The sequence below is a fragment of the Haliea alexandrii genome (genome assembly GCF_003719295.1).
In the GTDB taxonomy this organism is placed as follows: domain Bacteria; phylum Pseudomonadota; class Gammaproteobacteria; order Pseudomonadales; family Halieaceae; genus Haliea; species Haliea alexandrii.
In genome coordinates this window covers 96,782-114,468 of sequence record NZ_RFLW01000005.1, presented here as the reverse complement: position 1 = coordinate 114,468, position 17,687 = coordinate 96,782, and the positions used below count along the sequence as shown (strand labels likewise).

The 17,687-nt window shown below is 57.1% G+C and carries 14 protein-coding genes; 11 read left to right on the top strand and 3 right to left on the bottom strand.

From position 1 onward, the window contains the following. Positions 1 to 7: 7 nt before the first annotated feature. From EGJ68_RS16770 to EGJ68_RS16760, 3 genes are read right to left on the bottom strand one after another with little or no spacing between them, the layout of a single operon-like run. Positions 8 to 778 (bottom strand): SDR family oxidoreductase, encoded by a 771-nt coding sequence (locus tag EGJ68_RS16770; protein ID WP_158283721.1) that lies wholly within the window; start codon positions 776 to 778, stop codon positions 8 to 10. Beyond that, the gene (locus EGJ68_RS16765) at positions 775 to 2,238 is read right to left on the bottom strand and encodes an aldehyde dehydrogenase family protein (protein WP_123035696.1); all 1,464 of its coding nucleotides are present in this window, start codon (positions 2,236 to 2,238) and stop codon (positions 775 to 777) included. The genes EGJ68_RS16770 and EGJ68_RS16765 overlap by 4 nt, the downstream gene beginning before the upstream one ends. 10 nt (positions 2,239 to 2,248) lie before the next feature. Then, positions 2,249 to 3,106: an NAD(P)-dependent oxidoreductase gene (locus tag EGJ68_RS16760; RefSeq protein WP_123035695.1), complete on the bottom strand. Its 858-nt coding sequence runs from the start codon at positions 3,104 to 3,106 to the stop codon at positions 2,249 to 2,251. A 202-nt stretch (positions 3,107 to 3,308) separates the two neighbouring features. Here EGJ68_RS16760 and EGJ68_RS16755 point away from each other — a divergent pair, with 202 nt between their 5' ends. The 11 genes from EGJ68_RS16755 (at position 3,309) to EGJ68_RS16705 (ending at position 17,675) form a co-directional block, all read left to right on the top strand. After that, a complete protein-coding gene (locus tag EGJ68_RS16755; RefSeq protein WP_123035694.1) occupies positions 3,309 to 4,169 on the top strand; it encodes a TIGR03619 family F420-dependent LLM class oxidoreductase in 861 nt (286 codons plus the stop codon). Between the two features lie 216 nt (positions 4,170 to 4,385). Beyond that, positions 4,386 to 5,315: a MarR family winged helix-turn-helix transcriptional regulator gene (locus tag EGJ68_RS16750; protein ID WP_158283720.1), complete on the top strand. Its 930-nt coding sequence runs from the start codon at positions 4,386 to 4,388 to the stop codon at positions 5,313 to 5,315. A gap of 16 nt (positions 5,316 to 5,331) precedes the next feature. Continuing rightward, entirely contained in the window at positions 5,332 to 6,057 is a 726-nt protein-coding gene (locus EGJ68_RS16745) for a sterol desaturase family protein (RefSeq protein ID WP_123035692.1), read from the top strand. 41 nt (positions 6,058 to 6,098) lie between these two features. Beyond that, positions 6,099 to 6,473, top strand: a complete 375-nt coding sequence (locus EGJ68_RS16740) for a carboxymuconolactone decarboxylase family protein (RefSeq protein WP_123035691.1) — start codon at positions 6,099 to 6,101, stop codon at positions 6,471 to 6,473. Between the two features lie 195 nt (positions 6,474 to 6,668). Further along, positions 6,669 to 8,909 carry a TonB-dependent receptor gene (locus EGJ68_RS16735; RefSeq protein ID WP_158283719.1) on the top strand — a complete coding sequence of 747 codons (2,241 nt, stop codon included), beginning with the start codon at positions 6,669 to 6,671 and terminating at the stop codon, positions 8,907 to 8,909. After that, complete coding sequence (locus EGJ68_RS16730; RefSeq protein ID WP_123035689.1) at positions 8,899 to 10,155, top strand: DUF1214 domain-containing protein; 1,257 nt, start codon at positions 8,899 to 8,901, stop codon at positions 10,153 to 10,155. Before EGJ68_RS16735 ends, EGJ68_RS16730 begins: the two co-directional genes overlap by 11 nt. Positions 10,156 to 10,317: 162 nt before the next feature. Further along, positions 10,318 to 12,441, top strand: a complete 2,124-nt coding sequence (locus EGJ68_RS16725; protein WP_123035688.1) for a molybdopterin-containing oxidoreductase family protein — start codon at positions 10,318 to 10,320, stop codon at positions 12,439 to 12,441. 71 nt (positions 12,442 to 12,512) lie between these two features. Then, positions 12,513 to 14,018: an FAD-dependent oxidoreductase gene (locus EGJ68_RS16720; protein WP_123035687.1), complete on the top strand. Its 1,506-nt coding sequence runs from the start codon at positions 12,513 to 12,515 to the stop codon at positions 14,016 to 14,018. A gap of 181 nt (positions 14,019 to 14,199) precedes the next feature. Continuing rightward, the gene (locus EGJ68_RS16715; protein WP_123035686.1) at positions 14,200 to 14,997 is read left to right on the top strand and encodes an SDR family NAD(P)-dependent oxidoreductase; all 798 of its coding nucleotides are present in this window, start codon (positions 14,200 to 14,202) and stop codon (positions 14,995 to 14,997) included. Positions 14,998 to 15,002: 5 nt separating this feature from the next. Beyond that, positions 15,003 to 16,124 (top strand): sulfotransferase family protein, encoded by a 1,122-nt coding sequence (locus EGJ68_RS16710; protein WP_123035685.1) that lies wholly within the window; start codon positions 15,003 to 15,005, stop codon positions 16,122 to 16,124. Positions 16,125 to 16,169: 45 nt separating this feature from the next. Then, on the top strand, positions 16,170 to 17,675 hold the full coding sequence (locus EGJ68_RS16705; protein ID WP_123035684.1) for a hypothetical protein: 1,506 nt from the start codon (positions 16,170 to 16,172) through the stop codon (positions 17,673 to 17,675). Positions 17,676 to 17,687 lie beyond the last annotated feature (12 nt).

Sequence of the window (17,687 nt, the reverse complement as noted above, 5' to 3'; positions counted from 1 at the left end):
CTTCTGGTCAGCCCTGCGATAGTTGTTTGTGAATGGGCTGATTGGGTCGAACCTCCAGCAGATCAACTGCAACACCGGGTGGGTACCCAAGCACATGCGCAACGGCAGCCGCGACGTGTGTCGACTCCATGCCGGTATCCATCTCGGGGCCGGTTTTCAGCCATGCCTCAAAGCCTGTTTTCAGCGTCTCTGCATCCCAGCCCTCTGAAAAACTGGTCGAGGCAGCGCCGGGGCGCAGGCAGGTCACGCCGATACCGTAGGCCTGCACTTCTTCGCGCAGGTCACGCGTAAAGCGTTCCACCGCAGCCTTGGTCGATGCATAGATCGACAAGTGGGACATCTCGTCGTAGTGCCAGGCACTGGCGGAAGATATATTCACAATGCGCGGATTGCTGCTGTTCTGTCGCAACAAAGGTATAGCGGCCTGGCAGCAAAAGACGGTGCCGAGAAAGTTGGTGTTGACCTGCATTCGGACCTCATCCTCCAGCAGTGCTTCGACGGCGCCCGGGCGCGCCACGCCGGCGTTATTGACCAGGCCATCAAGCGTGGTGAGCTGAGCAAAAGCCGCACGTACTTCTACCGCATTGGAAATGTCACAAACCACGGTATGTGCGTGGTCGCGGCCGATTTTCTCGCGGGCTGCGTCGAGTGCATCTCCACGCCGTCCCAATAGCGTGACGGTGGCGCCCTCAGTCACCAGCTTTTGGGCTATGGCGAAGCCGAAGCCGCTGGCGCCGCCAGTGATCGCGTAGTGAAGCCCTGCAACGCCCGGGTTCACACGCCCACCGCTATCGTCTTGGTTTCCAGGTATTCCTCAAAGCCTTCGCGGCCCATCTCGCGACCAAGTCCACTCTGCTTGTAGCCACCAAATGGTGCGTCCGCGCCATAGAAGTTACCGCCGTTGACGTTTACAGTGCCGCTGCGCAGGCGGCGGGCTACACGCATTGCCCTTGTCAGGTCTGTAGACCAGACACCGGCAGAGAGGCCGTAGTCGGAATCGTTGGCAATATGAATCGCTTCCTCCTCAGTATCATAGGCAATGACGGCCAGCACAGGCCCGAAGATCTCTTCCCGCGCAATTACCATCTCGTTGGTGACGTCCATAAAGACGGTGGGCTCGACGTAGTAACCGGTGGCCAGGTGTGTCGGTACCCCTCCGCCCAGAAGAAGTCGAGCGCCCTCTGTCTTTCCCTGCTCAATATATGCCAGTACCCGATCGCGCTGACGCGCATTGATCAGCGGCCCCATAATCTGGGTCTCTGACGCCGGGTCACCATACTCAATGAGGCCGAAGTAGGTTTTCAGCAGAGCTTCCACTTCAGTCTGGCGCGCCCGGGGTATCAATAGTCTGGTGTGAATCGCGCAGCCCTGGCCGGCATGAAAGCACACACTCAACGCCGAGAGCAGACTCTGGCTCAGATCGGCGTCATCGAGAATGATGTTTGCCGATTTCCCGCCGAGTTCGAGGAAGACCTTTTTTACCGTCTGCGCCGCGATCGCCATGATACTTTTGCCCACCTGCGTGGACCCGGTGAAGGAGACCATATCGACCCTCGGGTCGCTGACGAGCTGCTCGCCGACTTCGCGTGGATCCAGGGCGGTGATGACATTAAACACGCCGGCGGGAATGTCTGTCTCTTCTTTAACGATCCGACCCAAAAGGGTTGCCGACCACGGTGTGTCCGGAGCCGCCTTCAGCACGACCGTACACCCTGCAGCCAGTGCGGGTATGCACTTGGCGAGATTGATCTGTAGGGGCACGTTCCAGGGAGTAATACACGCCACCACGCCGATAGGTTCTTTTTCGACCAGACGCTGGCTTTTTACGCCCAGGATATCTGCAACACCGATATCACGGCTCCACTGATAATCCGGCAGGGCATGCAGCGTGTAGTCGATGAATCCAATGGGTATTTCGCACTGGGGTCCGCTACTGCCGCAAATACCGAGAGGCGCGCCGGTTTCTGCGGCGATCTGTGTTTTGAAATCTGCCTGATGCTTGACCAGGCCTTCCTTCAGTTGCTGCAGGCAGCGCAGGCGAAGCGCGTGATCCGTGGACCAGGGGCTGTTATCAAAGGCCCTGCGCGCGGACGCTATTGCCCGCTCCATATCCTCGCCACCGGCATCAGCTACTCGGCCTATCTCCTCTTCAGTCACCGGGCTGATGTTGGGGTAGTCCCGGCCCGAAACGGCCGCCGTCAGCTCGCCGTCAATAAATAGACGGGATTCTGGATTCATGCAGGTTCTCCTAGGCTTTGTTCATGAACAGGTCGTGGACCACTTGGCGCAGGCGTCGTGTAGAGGGGAGGTCTACTTCCAGGTCTTGTGCGGACTTCAGTGCACAGTCGAGATCCTTCTCCGCGAGCATGCCGAAGGCGCTGAAGGGGTTTTCCATGCGACTGTCGGGAGCGTGGGCGGTGGCAGCATTGCGGTTCTCCACAAAGCGATACATTGATTCATTGACCACGCCATTGGACTGGCCTACCTCGCGAAGTGCCTGTATAGATAATCCTCCCGCTTCAGCCAGTTTGCAGGCCTCCGACATCGCCATGAACTCCGCGTAGGTCATCAGGTTATTGCAGAGCTTGAGCAGCATGCCGGCACCGAGAGCACCCGCGTGCACAATGTTCTCCGCAGAGGTGGTAAAGACCGGTCTGGCACGATTGAGGTTTTCTATGCTGCCACCGACCATGTAGCAGAGCGTGCCCGCTGCCGCGCCCTGCTGCCCACCGGTAATGGCGGCATCAATAAGTTGCAGGTCTGCCCGGCTGGCATCATCGCCCCATCGGTTCAGGGCAGCGAAAGTTACGGTGCTGTGAATGGCGATCAAGGTGCCTGTTGCTGCATTGTTGAAGAGACCTTGCTCGCCGTAAAGCAGGGCTTCGACCTGCGTTTCATCGCGTACGCAAATGCCGATGTGTTGACAGCGGGCTGCGAGCTCGGCGGGGGATGCGCTGCTCACAGCGCCAAGCCTTGCCAAGTCCAGGGACGCCGCTTCGTTGACATCGTAGACATGAGTTTGCCATGGGCCTTGCAGTAAACGTGTGGCTGATGGCTTGCCGATGTTGCCCAGGCCTATGTAGCCCACGTCGGAGACTGGTGGCATTGTATTGTTATCCTTTTGGCTGTAACCAGCGCCGGGACGCTGGTAGTCCGGGTGTGCTTTTTTCTCGCGCTGGCGGTAGCGAAATACCCTGATGCCGCATGCGCTTGGCAATATAGTCAATTCAGTTTGACGAATAGTCAACCATAATTTACTTTAGTGTCGATGTCACGGTGTTGCGTTCTTCACAGCAAAGGATATACCGATGAAATTTTGGCAATGTCTGGCGATGCTCGATATGCAGGAGCTGCCAGTTCTGGCTCGACATGCAGAGGATCTTGGCTTTGAGGGCATCAGTCTCAGTGAGCATATGATCACTTTTTCGGAGCAATACGACAGCTACGATTACAGCGACAACAACAGCATTCGCTGGTACCCGGACACTCACTGGCCCGACCCCTGGGTGCAGATCGCCGCACTCTCGCAGGTGACTACCAGGCTGAAGTTTCTAACCAGTGTGTATGTGTTGCCACTACATGATCCGTTCAGCGTGGCAAAGTCAGTGTCCACGGCCGCCAATCTCTGTGAAGGGCGGCTCATTCTTGGGGTGGGGATCGGTTGGCAAAAGAGTGAGTTTGAGCTCGTGGGCCAGGATTTTCATAATCGGGGAAAGCGATGCGATGAAATGTTGGAAGTGATGCAGAAGCTGTGGAGTGGTAAAGCGGTGAGTCATGAAGGCACACACTACCGATTTCCGGAGCTTCAGATGTCCCCCGGTCTTTATTACCGGCTGCCTATATACGTGGGTGGCTTCGCAGAGGCGGCACTGCGCCGTGCCTCCAGGCAGAACGGCTGGATTGGCGGTCAGCATGGTATGGAAGAGCTGGAGCAACTGGTTCCCGCACTGCTGGCGCACCGCCAGGCCTCAGGGTTATCCGTCGCTGGCTTCGATCTATGTGTCGGTCTGTACGACCAAAGTGAAAGTAACATCAAGCGCTGCAAAGAGTTGGGTGTAACCGGGGTCTATCGCCATGCGTTCTGTGATGAAAACGGGATGGCGAGCCGCATGAGCCTGGATGACAAGTTGCGCGACATGGAAAGGTTTGCCCAGCTGCATCTCTCCTAAGGCGGCGAGGGTCGTTTGCTCAGATGCTCAGTCACGTGTTTTCTAGTCTGAATCAAACTGTCAATTACTGTTGACTCATCGTCAACAACTATTTACATTCGGCCTATGTCTTCCGTTCACCCTATTGCATCGGGCATCGATCCCGTCTGGCGCCGGTACCGCGATAATTTTCCGCGGCATGTGTTGGGCGTCACGCGATATCTCGAGTCAGGAGTGATGGAGCAACTAGCAGGGGTGCATGGTTTTGGCAATCTACGTCTCTACTATGAACCGTACATCACCCTCGCGGCAGATGATGGTGTCCGGCTCACCGAGCTCGCTGAAGCCCTGAATATCTCGCGCCAGGCGGCCAATCAGGCCGCCAACCAGATTGAAGCGGCGGGATACGTACTGCGTGTGCCCGATCCACAGGACGGCCGAGCCAAGCGGATCATCCTGACAAAAAATGGCCGCAGACTACGTACATGTGGGTTGCGGGTAGCGGCGACACTGCAGCGTGAATGTGGACAAATTGTCGGACAGGAAGCGCTGCGGCAGATTGTCACCACGCTTGCCGAGCTCTGCGCAGCGACGGGAACGCCTGCTGCGAGAATCTCCGGGCCGGCCATGGAGGAGGCACCTCTCATTGCCTTGCTTCCGCGTCTTGCCAACTTTATCAGTCTGCGCCTTATGGCTTCGAATATCCGGCGTGGACACGATGGCTTGAAAATGTCCTACGGACAAGTGCTGACGCTGATAGGCCCTGAAGGCGGCCGCATTCTGAGAATAGCCGCTCTGCAGGACGTCAGCAAACAAGCTGTCAGCGCGATGGTCAGTGAGTTGGAGCAGCTTGGTTATATCTATCGGGATCGCGACCCAGAGGACGCTCGCCAGGTATTGCTGCGCTTCACTGGCTTGGGTCGAAAGCTCATCGAAGATTCCGTGGAAGGGATGGATGAACTTGAAATGGAGCTCGGTTCGATTGTTGGTCAGGCTGCGTTGGAGCAGCTGCGAAGTCGTATCGAAGACCTATATAAAGCCTTGCAGCCGGACGTGGCGGTTTTTACTGATGCGCCGCTGAATGTGACGCAATTGGCGCGAGAGCTTAAAGGCAAGCTATCGCCAGAAGCCCGTTTACACCTGGCGAATTTACTGCTGGAACAATAGAAACATGGAGTAAGGCATGTCGGAAGTGATTGCCAGCTTGGCCCTACATTACCACTGGGAAGCGGCACTGCTGGTGCTGGCAGGGGTGATCCTGGCAACGAAGGTAGGGCATATACTGGCGTTCCGCAGTCCCGCTCTGCAACGGATGCGTGATATTAACAAAGAGGAAGACACCAAAAAAATCGCCAAGCCAAAGTATCCACCTGTAATGCGTGCCAGTCGCAACGTCGGGCTCTTGACTAACGTCGTGTTCCTCGTAGTGATCCTGCCGTTCTGCGTGACACTCCGTCTGGATTCGTTTTGGTGGTTACTGCTCGACAGCATCATTATTTTGATGGTTTACGATTTTTTCTACTATCTGTGTCATCGATTCTGGTTTCATGGCAACGGATGGATGCGCAAGATCCATGCTGTACATCACCAGGCCAGGCATCCCACGTTTATTGATGCCTATTACGTACACCCTGTTGAGACTTTCGTTGGCGTCGCTTTGTTTCTCGGGAGCCTTGCGCTGCTCGCGGCGGTGTTGGGTCCGTTCCATGTGATTACGGTGATCATTACGTCTGTGATCTTTACCCAACTCAATATCATAAACCACACCTATGTAGACCTACCGTACAGGCCCTTTAGAACACTTAGCTGGATTACGGCGAAGCATCGTGTCCACCATGAAAATATGCATAAAGGTAACTATGCCACGATTACCCTTCTGTACGACAAGTTGTTCGGCACACTCGACTGATTAACCGCAGCAGTGGACGTGAATATAAGGAGAATGGTGCCATGAGTAGAAAATCACGTCGTGAGACCGGCTTGGAAATGATTAAAGAGGTCTATGCTGGAGATGTGGAGGTGCCAGAAAAAGGACTTGCGTTCATCGATGTGATGCTCGAGCAGCTTTTTGCCGAGCTCTGGACGCGCGAGACTTTGTCGATGCGCGACAAGCGGATCCTGCTGTTGGGGATCATCGCGGATAAAGGTGAGCCAGCGACCTTTAAAATTCAGATCAAGGCTTCGTTAAAGCGTGGGGAGATGAATGCCGAAGAGGCGCGCGAGCTACTGTTGTTCATTGCACAGTACGCAGGCTACCCGAGAGCAGCAAGCCTGATAGGTCCGATCGAGGAGGCAATTGCCGAGGCCGGTTGCGATGTCCAATAGAACGCTTTTGTATACGGAACCCGACACAGCCTCGGCCATGCCGATAGACGATGGAAGATTTTTTGCGCCTACGGGCGCGAAAGCGGTCTGTTCGGAGAATAGGCGCGAGTGAAGAGTTGGCCGCCGTGGTAATGCCGATCAGATCGGGTGCTCAGGTCAAGTGATTAAATAATAATGCTAAAAAGGGGTAATACTATGTCGGATAGAGCGGTTCACAAAGTTTCTGTACGCAAGTTGCACCTATGCTCAGCGGTTGTGGCCGCAGTTGCGGTGGTTTTGGTTGAGCCTGAGCAGGCGATGGCCCAGGGAGCTGGAAAGCTGGAAGAGGTCGTTGTTTCGGCACGAAAAATTGGCGAGAGCCTGCAGCAAACTCCAATTGCAGTGAGTGCCTATTCAGATGAGGTTTTGCGTGAAATTGGCGTGGATACGTTAGTGTCTTTGTCCACGTTCACACCGAACCTGCAGCTGCAGCGAGCTGCCGGTGGCGACAGTTCGCTTGTGGCGTGTATGCGAGGGCTCTGTCGCACCGATGACATCATTACCGAGGAGCCCATGGTCGGCACCTATGTGGATGGATTTTATATCGCGCGCATGCAAGGCGCGTTCTTCGATCTGCTGGATGTTCAGCAGATCGAGATCTTGCGCGGTCCGCAGGGTACGTTGTTTGGAAAAAATACCGCGGGCGGTGCTATTAGCATAACCACGGTTCGACCCGGAGACGACTTCGAGGGCTATGTGGTTGGAAACCTTGGCAGTGACTCGCTGTACGGTGGCAAGTTCAGCGTGAATACGCCTATCGCGGACGGTCTGGCGGCGCGAATCAGCTACGGGCAGCAGAAGCGAGACGGCCTGATTGAGAACACGGCCTTCTCGGATTTCAATGACAAGGACTATCAGACCGCGCGTATCGCTTTGGCCGCGGATGTAGGCGACCGGTTGAGCGTTGATTATACCTTTGACTGGTTTGATGCGGATCAGTCGCCAAACGGTTGGCAGCCCACACTGATTCAGTCGGGTCTGGAAGTCGTATTCCCGGGTATTTCAGAAACCAGCGATCCCGGACTTGACCGGCGTGTGGCCAGCCCAGAAGAGGTTTTTGACAAAACCACGCAGACTTTCAATGGCCTGACGCTGGCTTTTGAGGTGGGCGATCTCGGGCCGATTGATGACCTTACCATCAAGTCGCTTACAGGATATCGGAGCACGGAACTCAGCAGCTTCCGTACCATGGTTCCCTATTACTTCATTTCCGGCCCGCTCGCTCAGGACTACGATTTCTTTACCCAAGAGTTTCAATTTCTTGGAACTGCACTTGATGATCGCCTGAATATTGTTTCCGGCATCTTTGTCAGCTCTGACGAGGGCTTTTATCAGCTTCAGCAGCAGTTCGGTTCAGCGGACCCCAACACGGTTATCACACTGGAAACCGAGACGGATACATGGGCTGCATATGCGGAGCTGGCTTATCAGGTTAGTGACAGGTGGAACGCATCGCTGGGTCTTCGCTATTCCGAGGAGGAAAAGAAAGTCGATTCGTCGATTTTCTTCCCATCAACGGGTGGCACCTTGCCGGTCAGCGAGTTGGCTCCAGAGAACGAATTCGACACGGATAACCTGTCCCCGCGCGTAACGCTGAGCTACGAAGCGACTGATACCGTGATGCTCTATGCCGCCTATGCTGTGGGCTTCAAAAGCGGTGGCCTCAATGGCCGAGCGACCGCTGTTGAGAACTTCGTGGTGTATGACGATGCAGAAATTACGAGTTACGAACTGGGAGTTAAATCCGACCTGTTCGACAGCCGGTTGAGGTTGAATGTAGCGGCCTTCTACCAGGAACTCGAGGACTGGCAAGTACAGGTCAACAGTATCGACCCGGTAAACTTTACCTTCCTGACACGGATAGAAAACGCCGCCGGCGCAAACATGACCGGCGTGGAACTTGAAGCAACCTGGGTTGTAAGTGAATCTTTCCAGATCAACGGTTCCCTGGGCTGGATAGACCCGGAGTACGATAGCTACCTGAGTCAGGACTTCACTACTCTTGAGTTTATTGACGTCGCTGAAATCTATAACTTCCAGTTTACCCCGGACTGGTCCGGTAACCTTACCGCAAGATACGAGACCCAGCTTGGCGAATTCGGGGTCCTGCTCGCCCGAGTCGACTGGTCGTACGTCGATAGTCAGTATTTCCAGGTGGCGCCGTCACCACTCATCGAAGGCGACGATTACACACTCCTGGACGCCAGGCTGGAGTTGAGAGATGCCTTTGGCTCTTCTCTGACCGTCGCGCTCTGGGGTAAGAATCTTGGAGATGAAGAATACCGCACAGGTGGTTTTGACGTGCCGAACTTCGGTATCAATCCCCCCGATGGGCTGTATGCGAACAGCTGGGGCAATACCCGCACCTGGGGTGTTGACGTTCGCTATGACTTCTAAAAAGGCGGTTTGGCTATTGGGTGTTCTCGCCTCGGCAGCGGTGTCCGCTGCCGACGGTCTGCAGGAGCCCTGGAAAAATTTTACTGAGGATTTGCAGCACGTGGGAGAGCGTATGCAGGCCCGCTTGCCAGAGCGGCTACGCGATGATCCACAAGTTCAGCTGGAGGCCGGCACGCTGATACTTCAGGCGATGGCGCGAGAGGTGCTCGAGGTGCTGGGCGCTGACGAGTCACACCCTGTGTTCTTGCCATCGCTGGGTGCCGTCATGAACATCTTCCAACCGAATGCGGATACGGTCTACCTGAACGCGAACGTAGACGACCATGGCACCTACCGGCTGAGGGGGCAGAGCGGGAGTGTACGCATCATCAAAATGGCGCAGTTTCGCGCGTTGACGGATGAGGTGGCATTTGAAGAGGGACCCTCGTCCTTCCAGGCGCTTTCCTACAATGATTTCAATGACCTCAGCATCGATGATCAGGGTCGCTTCGATGTACTGCTCAGTCGTAAACGGCCACAGGGTTACAGTGGAGATTGGTGGGAGCTGCAACCGGGTACGGGGTTCCTGATGATTCGGCAGATGTCTTCGGACTGGGCGAATGAAAGAGATTGGCGAGTCGCCATAGAGCGCATGGACATCGGGGTACAACGTGACCGGCCTGGTGCTGAGGAGCTTGAGGCGCGCTTGAGCAGGCTTTCTCGGCGCATCGGCGACGTCGCACTGTCGCTCGTTACCCACGTGGAAGACATGCGAAAGGCCGGTTACCTCAACCGCTTGCGGATAATGCATACGCCCGGCTCACTGGAGGGTCAGTTTTATTATGAGGGGGCCTACGAGATCAATGCCAGTGAGGCGCTTGTTGTGGAAGCCAGGGTGCCCGAGGACTGCGTCTACTGGTCGGCGATTCTCACGAATGACATATATCAGACTATCGACTGGATGAATAACCAGAGCAGTTTGAACGATGCCCAGGCACACGTAGATACGGACGGGGTGGTGCGTTTCGTGCTGTCATTGGATGATCCCGGCGTGCATAACTGGCTGGACCCTGCGGGTCACGCTTCAGGGGCGTTTCAGGGCCGCTGGACTGGCTGCAGCAGTACACTGATTCCAGGAGTGACGAAGGTGGCGCTCGCCGATCTCGACGACTTCTTGCCGGCTGATACGGTGCGCGTTACCCCAGCTGAGCGGGAGACCGCTATTCGTGAGCGCCGTATGCATTTCCAGATGCGTCCTTTGTGGTAAGGGAATGCGCGCGTTCCCGTAAGGCGGGCCCATGAGGTCGCAGCGGGAATGGTTACCCTGAGAATGCTGATTGGACTGGCTGCAGTCAGCGGTTGATGTTGGTGACGCTGTGATGTGTGCCTCTGATCCGGTCTGGCCAGAAAGCTTTGGGAGTAGCGCATTATGGTAGTGCGTAAAGAACAGTCCTTCTGTCGTCTTTGCATGGGTCACTGCGGGGTCAGGGTTTCGGTCGATGAGGACGAGCGGGTGGTAGGCGTAGACGCGGATCGCGATGACCCGTTTACACTGGGCTACGCCTGCTTCAAGGGCTTGCAGTCAGGTGCGGCACACAATAGCCCCGACCGGATTGTGCGCCCGCTCAAAAGACAGCCCGATGGTAGCTTTGAGCCTATCGGTATTGAGCAGGCGTTAGACGAAATTGCTGAAAAGTTGCAGCCTGTTCTGAAACACCACGGCCCTGCTGCAATCGGTGGCTACAAGGGTGGCGGGGCGTTCTTCACCTCATCTTCCCTGATGATGTTGAACGATTGGCTGCGGGCGCTGGGGTCTCCCAAAGCCTTTTCGACCGTCACGATCGACCAGTCCGCGAAGTACGTTACGGCGGGGCGGCTGGGGGTATGGCCTGCCGGCAGGGATCCGTTCCACAGGGGTGAGGTGTTCTTGATAGTGGGCGGAAATCCACTGGTTTCCATTTCCACCGTCGGGTTCGATACCCGCAATCCGGCAAAGCGCCTTAAACAGGCGCAGCAGCGGGGGATGAAACTGATCGTTATCGATCCGCGGCGTACAGAAACCGCTCGCAACGCCGATGTCTTCCTGCAGCCGAGGCCGGGTGAGGACGCGATGCTACTGGCTGGCATGCTGAGGTTGATTCTGGAGAACAACTGGCATGATCAGGCCTTCTGCACTCGCTATGTGGCTGATCTGGACGCACTGCGAGCCAGCCTGCAGCCGTTTACGCTCGACCATGTGGCCCGCCGAGCTGGCGTTCCTGCTCAGCAGATCGTGGAGGCAACTGAACTGTTTGCGCTGCAGAGCAACCGTGGTGCGGCTACCAGCGCGACCGGGCCAGATATGTCACCTCATTCCAACTTGGCTGAACACCTGGTAGAGCTGTTGAACGTGGTCTGTGGGCGCTTCATCCGTGAAGGCGAAGAAGTCCCCAATCCTGGCGCAGTTTTACCACGCTGGCCGCGCAAGGCGGAAGTGATCCCTGCGCAGCGGTGGTGGGACGAGGGCTATCACAGCCGTTTCGGGTTTGGGCTACTGGATGGCGAACTACCTACCGGGTCCCTGCTGGACGAAATACTGGAACCGGGCGCCGACCGCTTGCGGGCGCTGCTGGTACATGGCGGTAATCCGGCTCTTGCCATGCCCGATCACCGTCGTACGGTGGAAGCGCTGGGCAGTCTCGACCTTCTGGTTTGTATCGACCATCGCATGACTGCCACCGCGGAGCTTTCACATTACATACTGCCGCCGACCCTGCAGTACGAAAGGTCGGATCTGCCCATGTTCATTTATGAGGCGCTGCTGTTTCCCGAGCCTTTTACACGCTACACCCCAGCCGTGGCGAGACCTCCACAGGGCTCGGAAGTGTGCGATGACTGGTATTATTTCTGGGGACTTGCGCAACGACTCAACCTGGAACTTTGTTATTGGGGGCAGCCGCTGGATATGACCACGCCACCTACCACCGATGAGTTGCTGCAGATTGCGGCGCAACATTGCCCGCTTTCACTGGAGGAGATTGCTGCGCATCCGCATGGCCTTGTGCTGGACGGCCCGGCGGTGCTCGTAGAGCCAGCAGATTCTTTGGAAGACGGCGGCTTTACAACAATGCCGGAGGATGTGGCGAAGGAACTCTCGGTCATGCTCGCTGATGAGAATGACGATGCGTTCCCTTACCGTCTGGCAGCACGTCGTGAACGTGACGCACTCAATTCAGCCTGCAAGGACCTGCCCGCCATAAAGAAGCGTCTGCCCTTCAATCCCGCCTACATGAACCCGGCTGACATGGCGCGGGAACGCATACAAGACGATGACCGGGTCGTTATCGAGTCGCGCCATGGCGCGCTGGAGGCTCTGGCCAGGGCGGATCCGGATTTGCGGAGCGGCGTGGTCTCGATCACCCATGGCTTTGGAGGCCTGCCGGGGGGGCGGCAAGAAGGTGCTTGTGCGGGGGTCTCCACCAATCTGTTGACCAGCAGCGTGCATGATCGTCAGACCATAAATGCCATGCCGCGTTTGAGTGGGATTCCAGTCAGTGTGCGCAAGGGGGGCTGATCCGCGTGCGCCCGCGGGTCTATTCGAACCAACACCACAGTTCACTGTGTTAACCAGTTCAGGAGTTCAGCATGAGCCAACAACTACCACCGGGAAAAATTCGTTCATTTGAGTCTGTTGATGACTTTTTCGCCAGCACTGATGTTCTGGTCTGTGGATATGGTGGTGCGGGCGCTTCAGCGGCACTGGAGGCCGCATCTCATGGCGCGCGCGTGCTGGTGGTAGAGCGCGCCAGTGCAGGCGGGGGCTCGACCGCCATGTCCAGCTGCGAAATGTATCTCGGTGGCAGTGGTGGCACCGCACTGCAAAAAGCGCTCGGTTTGGAAGACAGCACTGAAAACATGATTGCCTATCTTACCGAGGCGCTTGGTGAGTACGGTGATGCGGAAAAAATTCGTATTTATGCCGAGGGCGCAGCCGCTCACTTTGACTGGGCAGAGTCGCTGGGTGTCAGCTACAAGCGTGCTGCGTTTCTGGAGCGCACCGTGGTACCACTGACCGACGAATCATTACTCTACACGGGGAACGAAAAAGCGCACCCTTTCAACAAGGTGGCGACCCCGATACCCCGTGGTCACGTGCCGTCCAAGGAAGGCGATGAGGGTGGCAAGATTTTTATGGATGCCCTGATGCAGCATGTTGTAGACGCAGGTGTGGATATTCTGCACGACACCCGGGTTACAGCGTTGCTCACCGACAAGCAGGGGCGTGTACGCGGTGCCATGGTCCGACATGAGAACCGTGACGTGGCAATTCGGGCAGAGCGGGCAGTCATCCTGACCACGGGCGGCTTTGTGATGAACGAAGCAATGACCAGGCGCTACATGCCGGAAGTACATTCCTACGCTGTGCCCTACGGTAACACCTACGATATGGGCGACGGGATTGTTCTGGGTATGGCCGCGGGGGGCATCACCATCAACATGGAGCAGGCATTCCTGTCGTTTCCTCTGTACCCGCCCGCAAAGCTTACCTACGGGATACTCCTGAATGAGTTGGGCCAGCGCTACATCAATGAAGATACCTACCTCGCTCGACTCGCCTGGTACTCCTGCCAGCAGCCCCGGAAGCGTTTCTACTTGCTGGTACAGAACGAGGATTTCGAGCCCTCCGACTACCTTGAGCGGCCACGGCTGGTGGCGACTGGCAATACGATTGCAGAGCTCGCGGCTGAGGCACCATTCCCTGAAGGTGCGCTCGAGCAAACGGTCAATTATTTCAATTCGCATGCGGCAACGGGGAAAGACCCCTTGCTGCACAAGACGGCGGAGTGGCTGAAGCCGCTCACGGAAGGTCCTTTCGCGCTGGTGGAATACTCCGCCGAGGAAATGCGGGCGGTCATCATGCCCGGCACCGCGGGCCCGCTCATGTTCACGCTGGGCGGCCTGCAGACGCGTCCATCGGGTGAAGTGCTGAACATTGACGGTGAAGCGATTCCCGGCTTGTTTGCCGCTGGCCGCGCGAGTGCTGGCCTGCCGCGGACCGCTCAAGGCTATGCTAGCGGTATGTCGGTGGGCGACGCCACATTCTTCGGTCGTCTGGCTGGCCGCAGCGCAGCCTCGGCACGTTGTGAATAATCACCTGGTTGACGGTGGTGGCTCTACCTGTGTCCGCATCGCAAGGGTGGGCAGCATTGGCGTTTGGCGTAGTTTTTTGAACCGAGGCGCTCGGGCATCGCTATTGTGCTGGGTCACGGGTGGCTTCGCGACAAGAGGCCTTTATGCTGTGCGCTTATAACGATAAAGCGAAACACAGCATATGAAACAACTGCAAAGCAAGGTGGCATTCATCACGGGTGCCAGCCGTGGTGTGGGCAAGGGTCTCGCCCGGGCGTTTGCTGCCGAAGGCGCCACGGTCATCATTGCCAGCCGCAGTGTGGAGGCGGGCACGGCAACGGCGCAGGCAATCAACCGCGACTATCCACAGGGGCGGGCCGCTTTTCTGGCAACCGATGTTTCGGATCGCTTGCAACTGGAGGAGGTTCTTGAGCGTGTTGTAGAGGAGTATGGCTGTATTGACGTCCTGGTCAACAACGCCACGCCGTCAGACGGCGAGCCCACGCGCTTGGAGAACACCGACTTCGGGCGCATCGAACAACTCACCAGGGTGAACTACTACGCAGCACTGTGGGCAATGCAGAAAGTGTTTCCCGGGATGAAGGCCAAAGGCTCCGGGCGCATCATCAACCTGTGCTCGCTCAATGGTGTGAATGCGCACCGCTTCTCCGTTGGCTATAACAGTTCCAAGGAGGCGCTGCGTGCATTGACGCGCACAGCGGCGGCCGAGTGGGGGCGCTACGGCGTCACCTGCAACGCCATCTGCCCGGCCGCGGTAACAGAGCCCTGGGAAACCTATGTGGCAATGGCGCCCGAGGCGGCACAAAGCATTCTGGATATGAATCCCATGCGGCGGCTCGGCGATAGCGAAGACGATATCGGCCCACTGGCCGTATTCCTGGCCTCCGATGCCGCGCGATACATCACCGGCAACACCATTCATGCCGATGGTGGCGGGCATATCAACGGCGTGCCGTGGTTGTATGAGCTTCCGGAGTGAATGCGATGAGCGAGACTGAATCCCAATCCGCCATGTCGCAGTTCATTGCGCTGCCGGTTCTGATCCGGCTGTTGCGCCGGGGCAAGATCGATGCAGGCTATCGGTGGTATGTGCTGCGCCGACTTTTGTTCAGCCTGCTGCTGGAGCCTTTTCGCTTGTACGAGAAGTGGCGCTGGGGCAAGCGGGTCAAGGCGACAACGTTATCAGCCCCTCCGGTGTTCCTGCTGGGCATGGGGCGTAGTGGCACCACACACTTGCACTATCTGTTCTGGCAGGACCCTCAGTTCGGCTTTGTGACCAACTACCAGGCTTCTCTGCACCCCGTGGCAATGATCAGCCAGGGATGGGTCAAAGAACGTATCGCGGCGGGCATGCCGACCACGCGGCCTATGGACAACGTGGCGATCACCCTGGACGCACCACAGGAAGAAGAGCTCGCGCTGGTGAAACTCACTGAGCATGCCGCCTTTCACTTCGCAAGTTTTCCGCGCGAGCTGCCCGGAATCTATGATCGTTACGTGACCGACCTCGGCAAGCGGCCAGACGAGCTGGCGCAGTGGCAGGCGGCCTACCGGGAAGTTCTGCAGAAGGCGACGTTGCTGAACGAGGGTAAACGGCTCGTGCTTAAAACGCCCACGCACACAGGTCGGGTTGCCTTGTTACACGACATGTTTCCCGGCGCAAAGTACGTTTACATCATGCGCAACCCCTACCGTGTGTACCAGTCCATGCGCAATATGTACCGGCAGATCCTGCCAGGGCAGACCTTCCAGGACTTTACCTGGGAGGCGATTGATGACTGGATTATTCATGCCTATAAAGCGCTGCTAACGGCTTACCTTGAACAGCGTGACTTGATCCCCCGCGAAGATCTGATTGAAATTCGTTTCGAGGATCTGGATGCCCGGCCCATGGATTGCATGCGCGATATTTATCAGCAGCTGCAACTGGGTGATTTCACCCGTGTTGCGCCGCTGCTGCAGTCGTATCTCGATGGATTGGATAACTACCAGAAAAACAGCTTCGACTTACCGGACGAAGTGATTTTGCGCGTCAACGAACATTGGGGGTTCGCGTTCGAGGCCTTTGGCTACGAGAAGCTGACACCGGGGCACCCCAGTGAGTGAGCGCGCGACCGGACAACCTGACACTAACAACAAGGAGACCGCTCAATGAGCCTGAGTGAGTTCAAGAATGTACTGCAAGGCCTGTGGGCGGGAGAACGGCCGATCGAGCACGGCTTCAATGAGTTTATCGGTCACGCGGATACGGTGCGCCAGTTGCTCGAGGTTGCGCCTGATCCGGTGCGCGCCGATCTGCAGGCGTTATACGATTTGTTGGCCGAAGCCCGCGATGCCACCGGAATGGCGGTATTGGGCGTGTTCCCCAAGTTATGTGACCCGAACCTCGCAGCGATTGAAGGGCGTATTTCAGACTTTATCGCAGAGCACTGCGGCGTGCGTCTGGATGACGGGCGTTACCATGTGGGTGAATTGACCGGCGCGCCTCTATCCACAGGCTGGCCCGGGGCGGGGAGCCCGCTCACCAATAATCGTTTCCCTTACCTGCTGGATACCTCGGCATCAAACTATTTCAGTAACCGCTACTGGAACGGTGCACAAGCACCAGAGGGCTTTGTGTCCGTGCCCGAGGGCGGCCGGGTTGTATTTGCCGGGCAGTATTTGCGCTGCCGCTATTTTGCCTTCCATCCCTGTGATTTTGACACCAATACGCTGCCGACACTGGTTGACAAGGATATTGACCCTGATAGCGGTAGCTGCAATCCGTTTCGCGAGCCCGTGAGCGAGGGCAGTGAGCAGTGTTTTACGGTGACGATGGTGTTTGAGCCGCGGCCGGTACAGCCTGCCCCCAATACCATCTATGCCGGGGAAAAAGTGAACGGTGGCGCCAACCAGGCGGTATTCCTGCTCCTGCGCACGACTGATTCGGTTCTGGGCGCGAACCCACCGAACAGTACCGGCGTGCCCCTTCCCTCGGTGACCGTGCTGGATCGTGAGGGAAACGTCGTGGAGCACCATCCCAGCTGCTTTCCCTACGACCCGGAGCAAAGTTACCCGACCGAAACCACCCGTTTCGCATCACTCCCCATTCCTGATTACCGGGCGGTGGTTGCGGCCGGCAAATTCAGCGCTCGCTCCAATTGGGGCTTGCCCTACGATATTCTGGCCAGTGACGACATCCTCTACCTCAGTACACCCTACAGCACGCGGCTGGGTGAGCTGCTGGTGGTACGCGCAAAAGCCCTGCGCACGCCGGACACCCCGCGCGAGCCTGTGTTTGCCGAGGGCATCCAGATTCGGGGCTTCACCATCACCAACTACAATTTCTGGGCCGGTATCTGCAACGATGCCGTGGTAGACCGTCATCTACACCTGGATGCCGACGGCTACTACACTGTGGTGCTCTCCAGCCCCGAGAATCGACCGGCGAATGCGACCGAGGAAAATGCCATCAACTGGATGGACTGGGGCCCGTATCTGGATGGGCAGCTCACCTTCCGCATGTTGCTGCGTACCAATCCACTGCTGCTGCGTCTGAAAGCGCTGGCTCTCGGTGAAAGCGAGGACACGGAACTGCAGCCGTATCTGCCGCGCGTTGGGCATTGCAGCAGAGCGGATTTTGAGCGCGAGGGTTGGGGGGGCGCAATCGGAGAGTAGTTGCACGTCTCC

What these genes read in the sequence shown, in the direction of transcription:
- EGJ68_RS16765 (WP_123035696.1), bottom strand. Translation starts at nt 2,238, where the DNA reads ATGAATCCAGAATCCCGTCTATTTATTGACGGCGAGCTGACGGCGGCC.
- EGJ68_RS16760 (WP_123035695.1), bottom strand. Translation starts at nt 3,106, where the DNA reads ATGCCACCAGTCTCCGACGTGGGCTACATAGGCCTGGGCAACATCGGC.
- EGJ68_RS16755 (WP_123035694.1), top strand. Translation starts at nt 3,309, where the DNA reads ATGAAATTTTGGCAATGTCTGGCGATGCTCGATATGCAGGAGCTGCCA.
- EGJ68_RS16750 (WP_158283720.1), top strand. Translation starts at nt 4,386, where the DNA reads ATGGAGCAACTAGCAGGGGTGCATGGTTTTGGCAATCTACGTCTCTAC.
- EGJ68_RS16745 (WP_123035692.1), top strand. Translation starts at nt 5,332, where the DNA reads ATGTCGGAAGTGATTGCCAGCTTGGCCCTACATTACCACTGGGAAGCG.
- EGJ68_RS16740 (WP_123035691.1), top strand. Translation starts at nt 6,099, where the DNA reads ATGAGTAGAAAATCACGTCGTGAGACCGGCTTGGAAATGATTAAAGAG.
- EGJ68_RS16735 (WP_158283719.1), top strand. Translation starts at nt 6,669, where the DNA reads ATGTCGGATAGAGCGGTTCACAAAGTTTCTGTACGCAAGTTGCACCTA.
- EGJ68_RS16730 (WP_123035689.1), top strand. Translation starts at nt 8,899, where the DNA reads ATGACTTCTAAAAAGGCGGTTTGGCTATTGGGTGTTCTCGCCTCGGCA.
- EGJ68_RS16725 (WP_123035688.1), top strand. Translation starts at nt 10,318, where the DNA reads ATGGTAGTGCGTAAAGAACAGTCCTTCTGTCGTCTTTGCATGGGTCAC.
- EGJ68_RS16720 (WP_123035687.1), top strand. Translation starts at nt 12,513, where the DNA reads ATGAGCCAACAACTACCACCGGGAAAAATTCGTTCATTTGAGTCTGTT.
- EGJ68_RS16715 (WP_123035686.1), top strand. Translation starts at nt 14,200, where the DNA reads ATGAAACAACTGCAAAGCAAGGTGGCATTCATCACGGGTGCCAGCCGT.
- EGJ68_RS16710 (WP_123035685.1), top strand. Translation starts at nt 15,003, where the DNA reads ATGAGCGAGACTGAATCCCAATCCGCCATGTCGCAGTTCATTGCGCTG.
- EGJ68_RS16705 (WP_123035684.1), top strand. Translation starts at nt 16,170, where the DNA reads ATGAGCCTGAGTGAGTTCAAGAATGTACTGCAAGGCCTGTGGGCGGGA.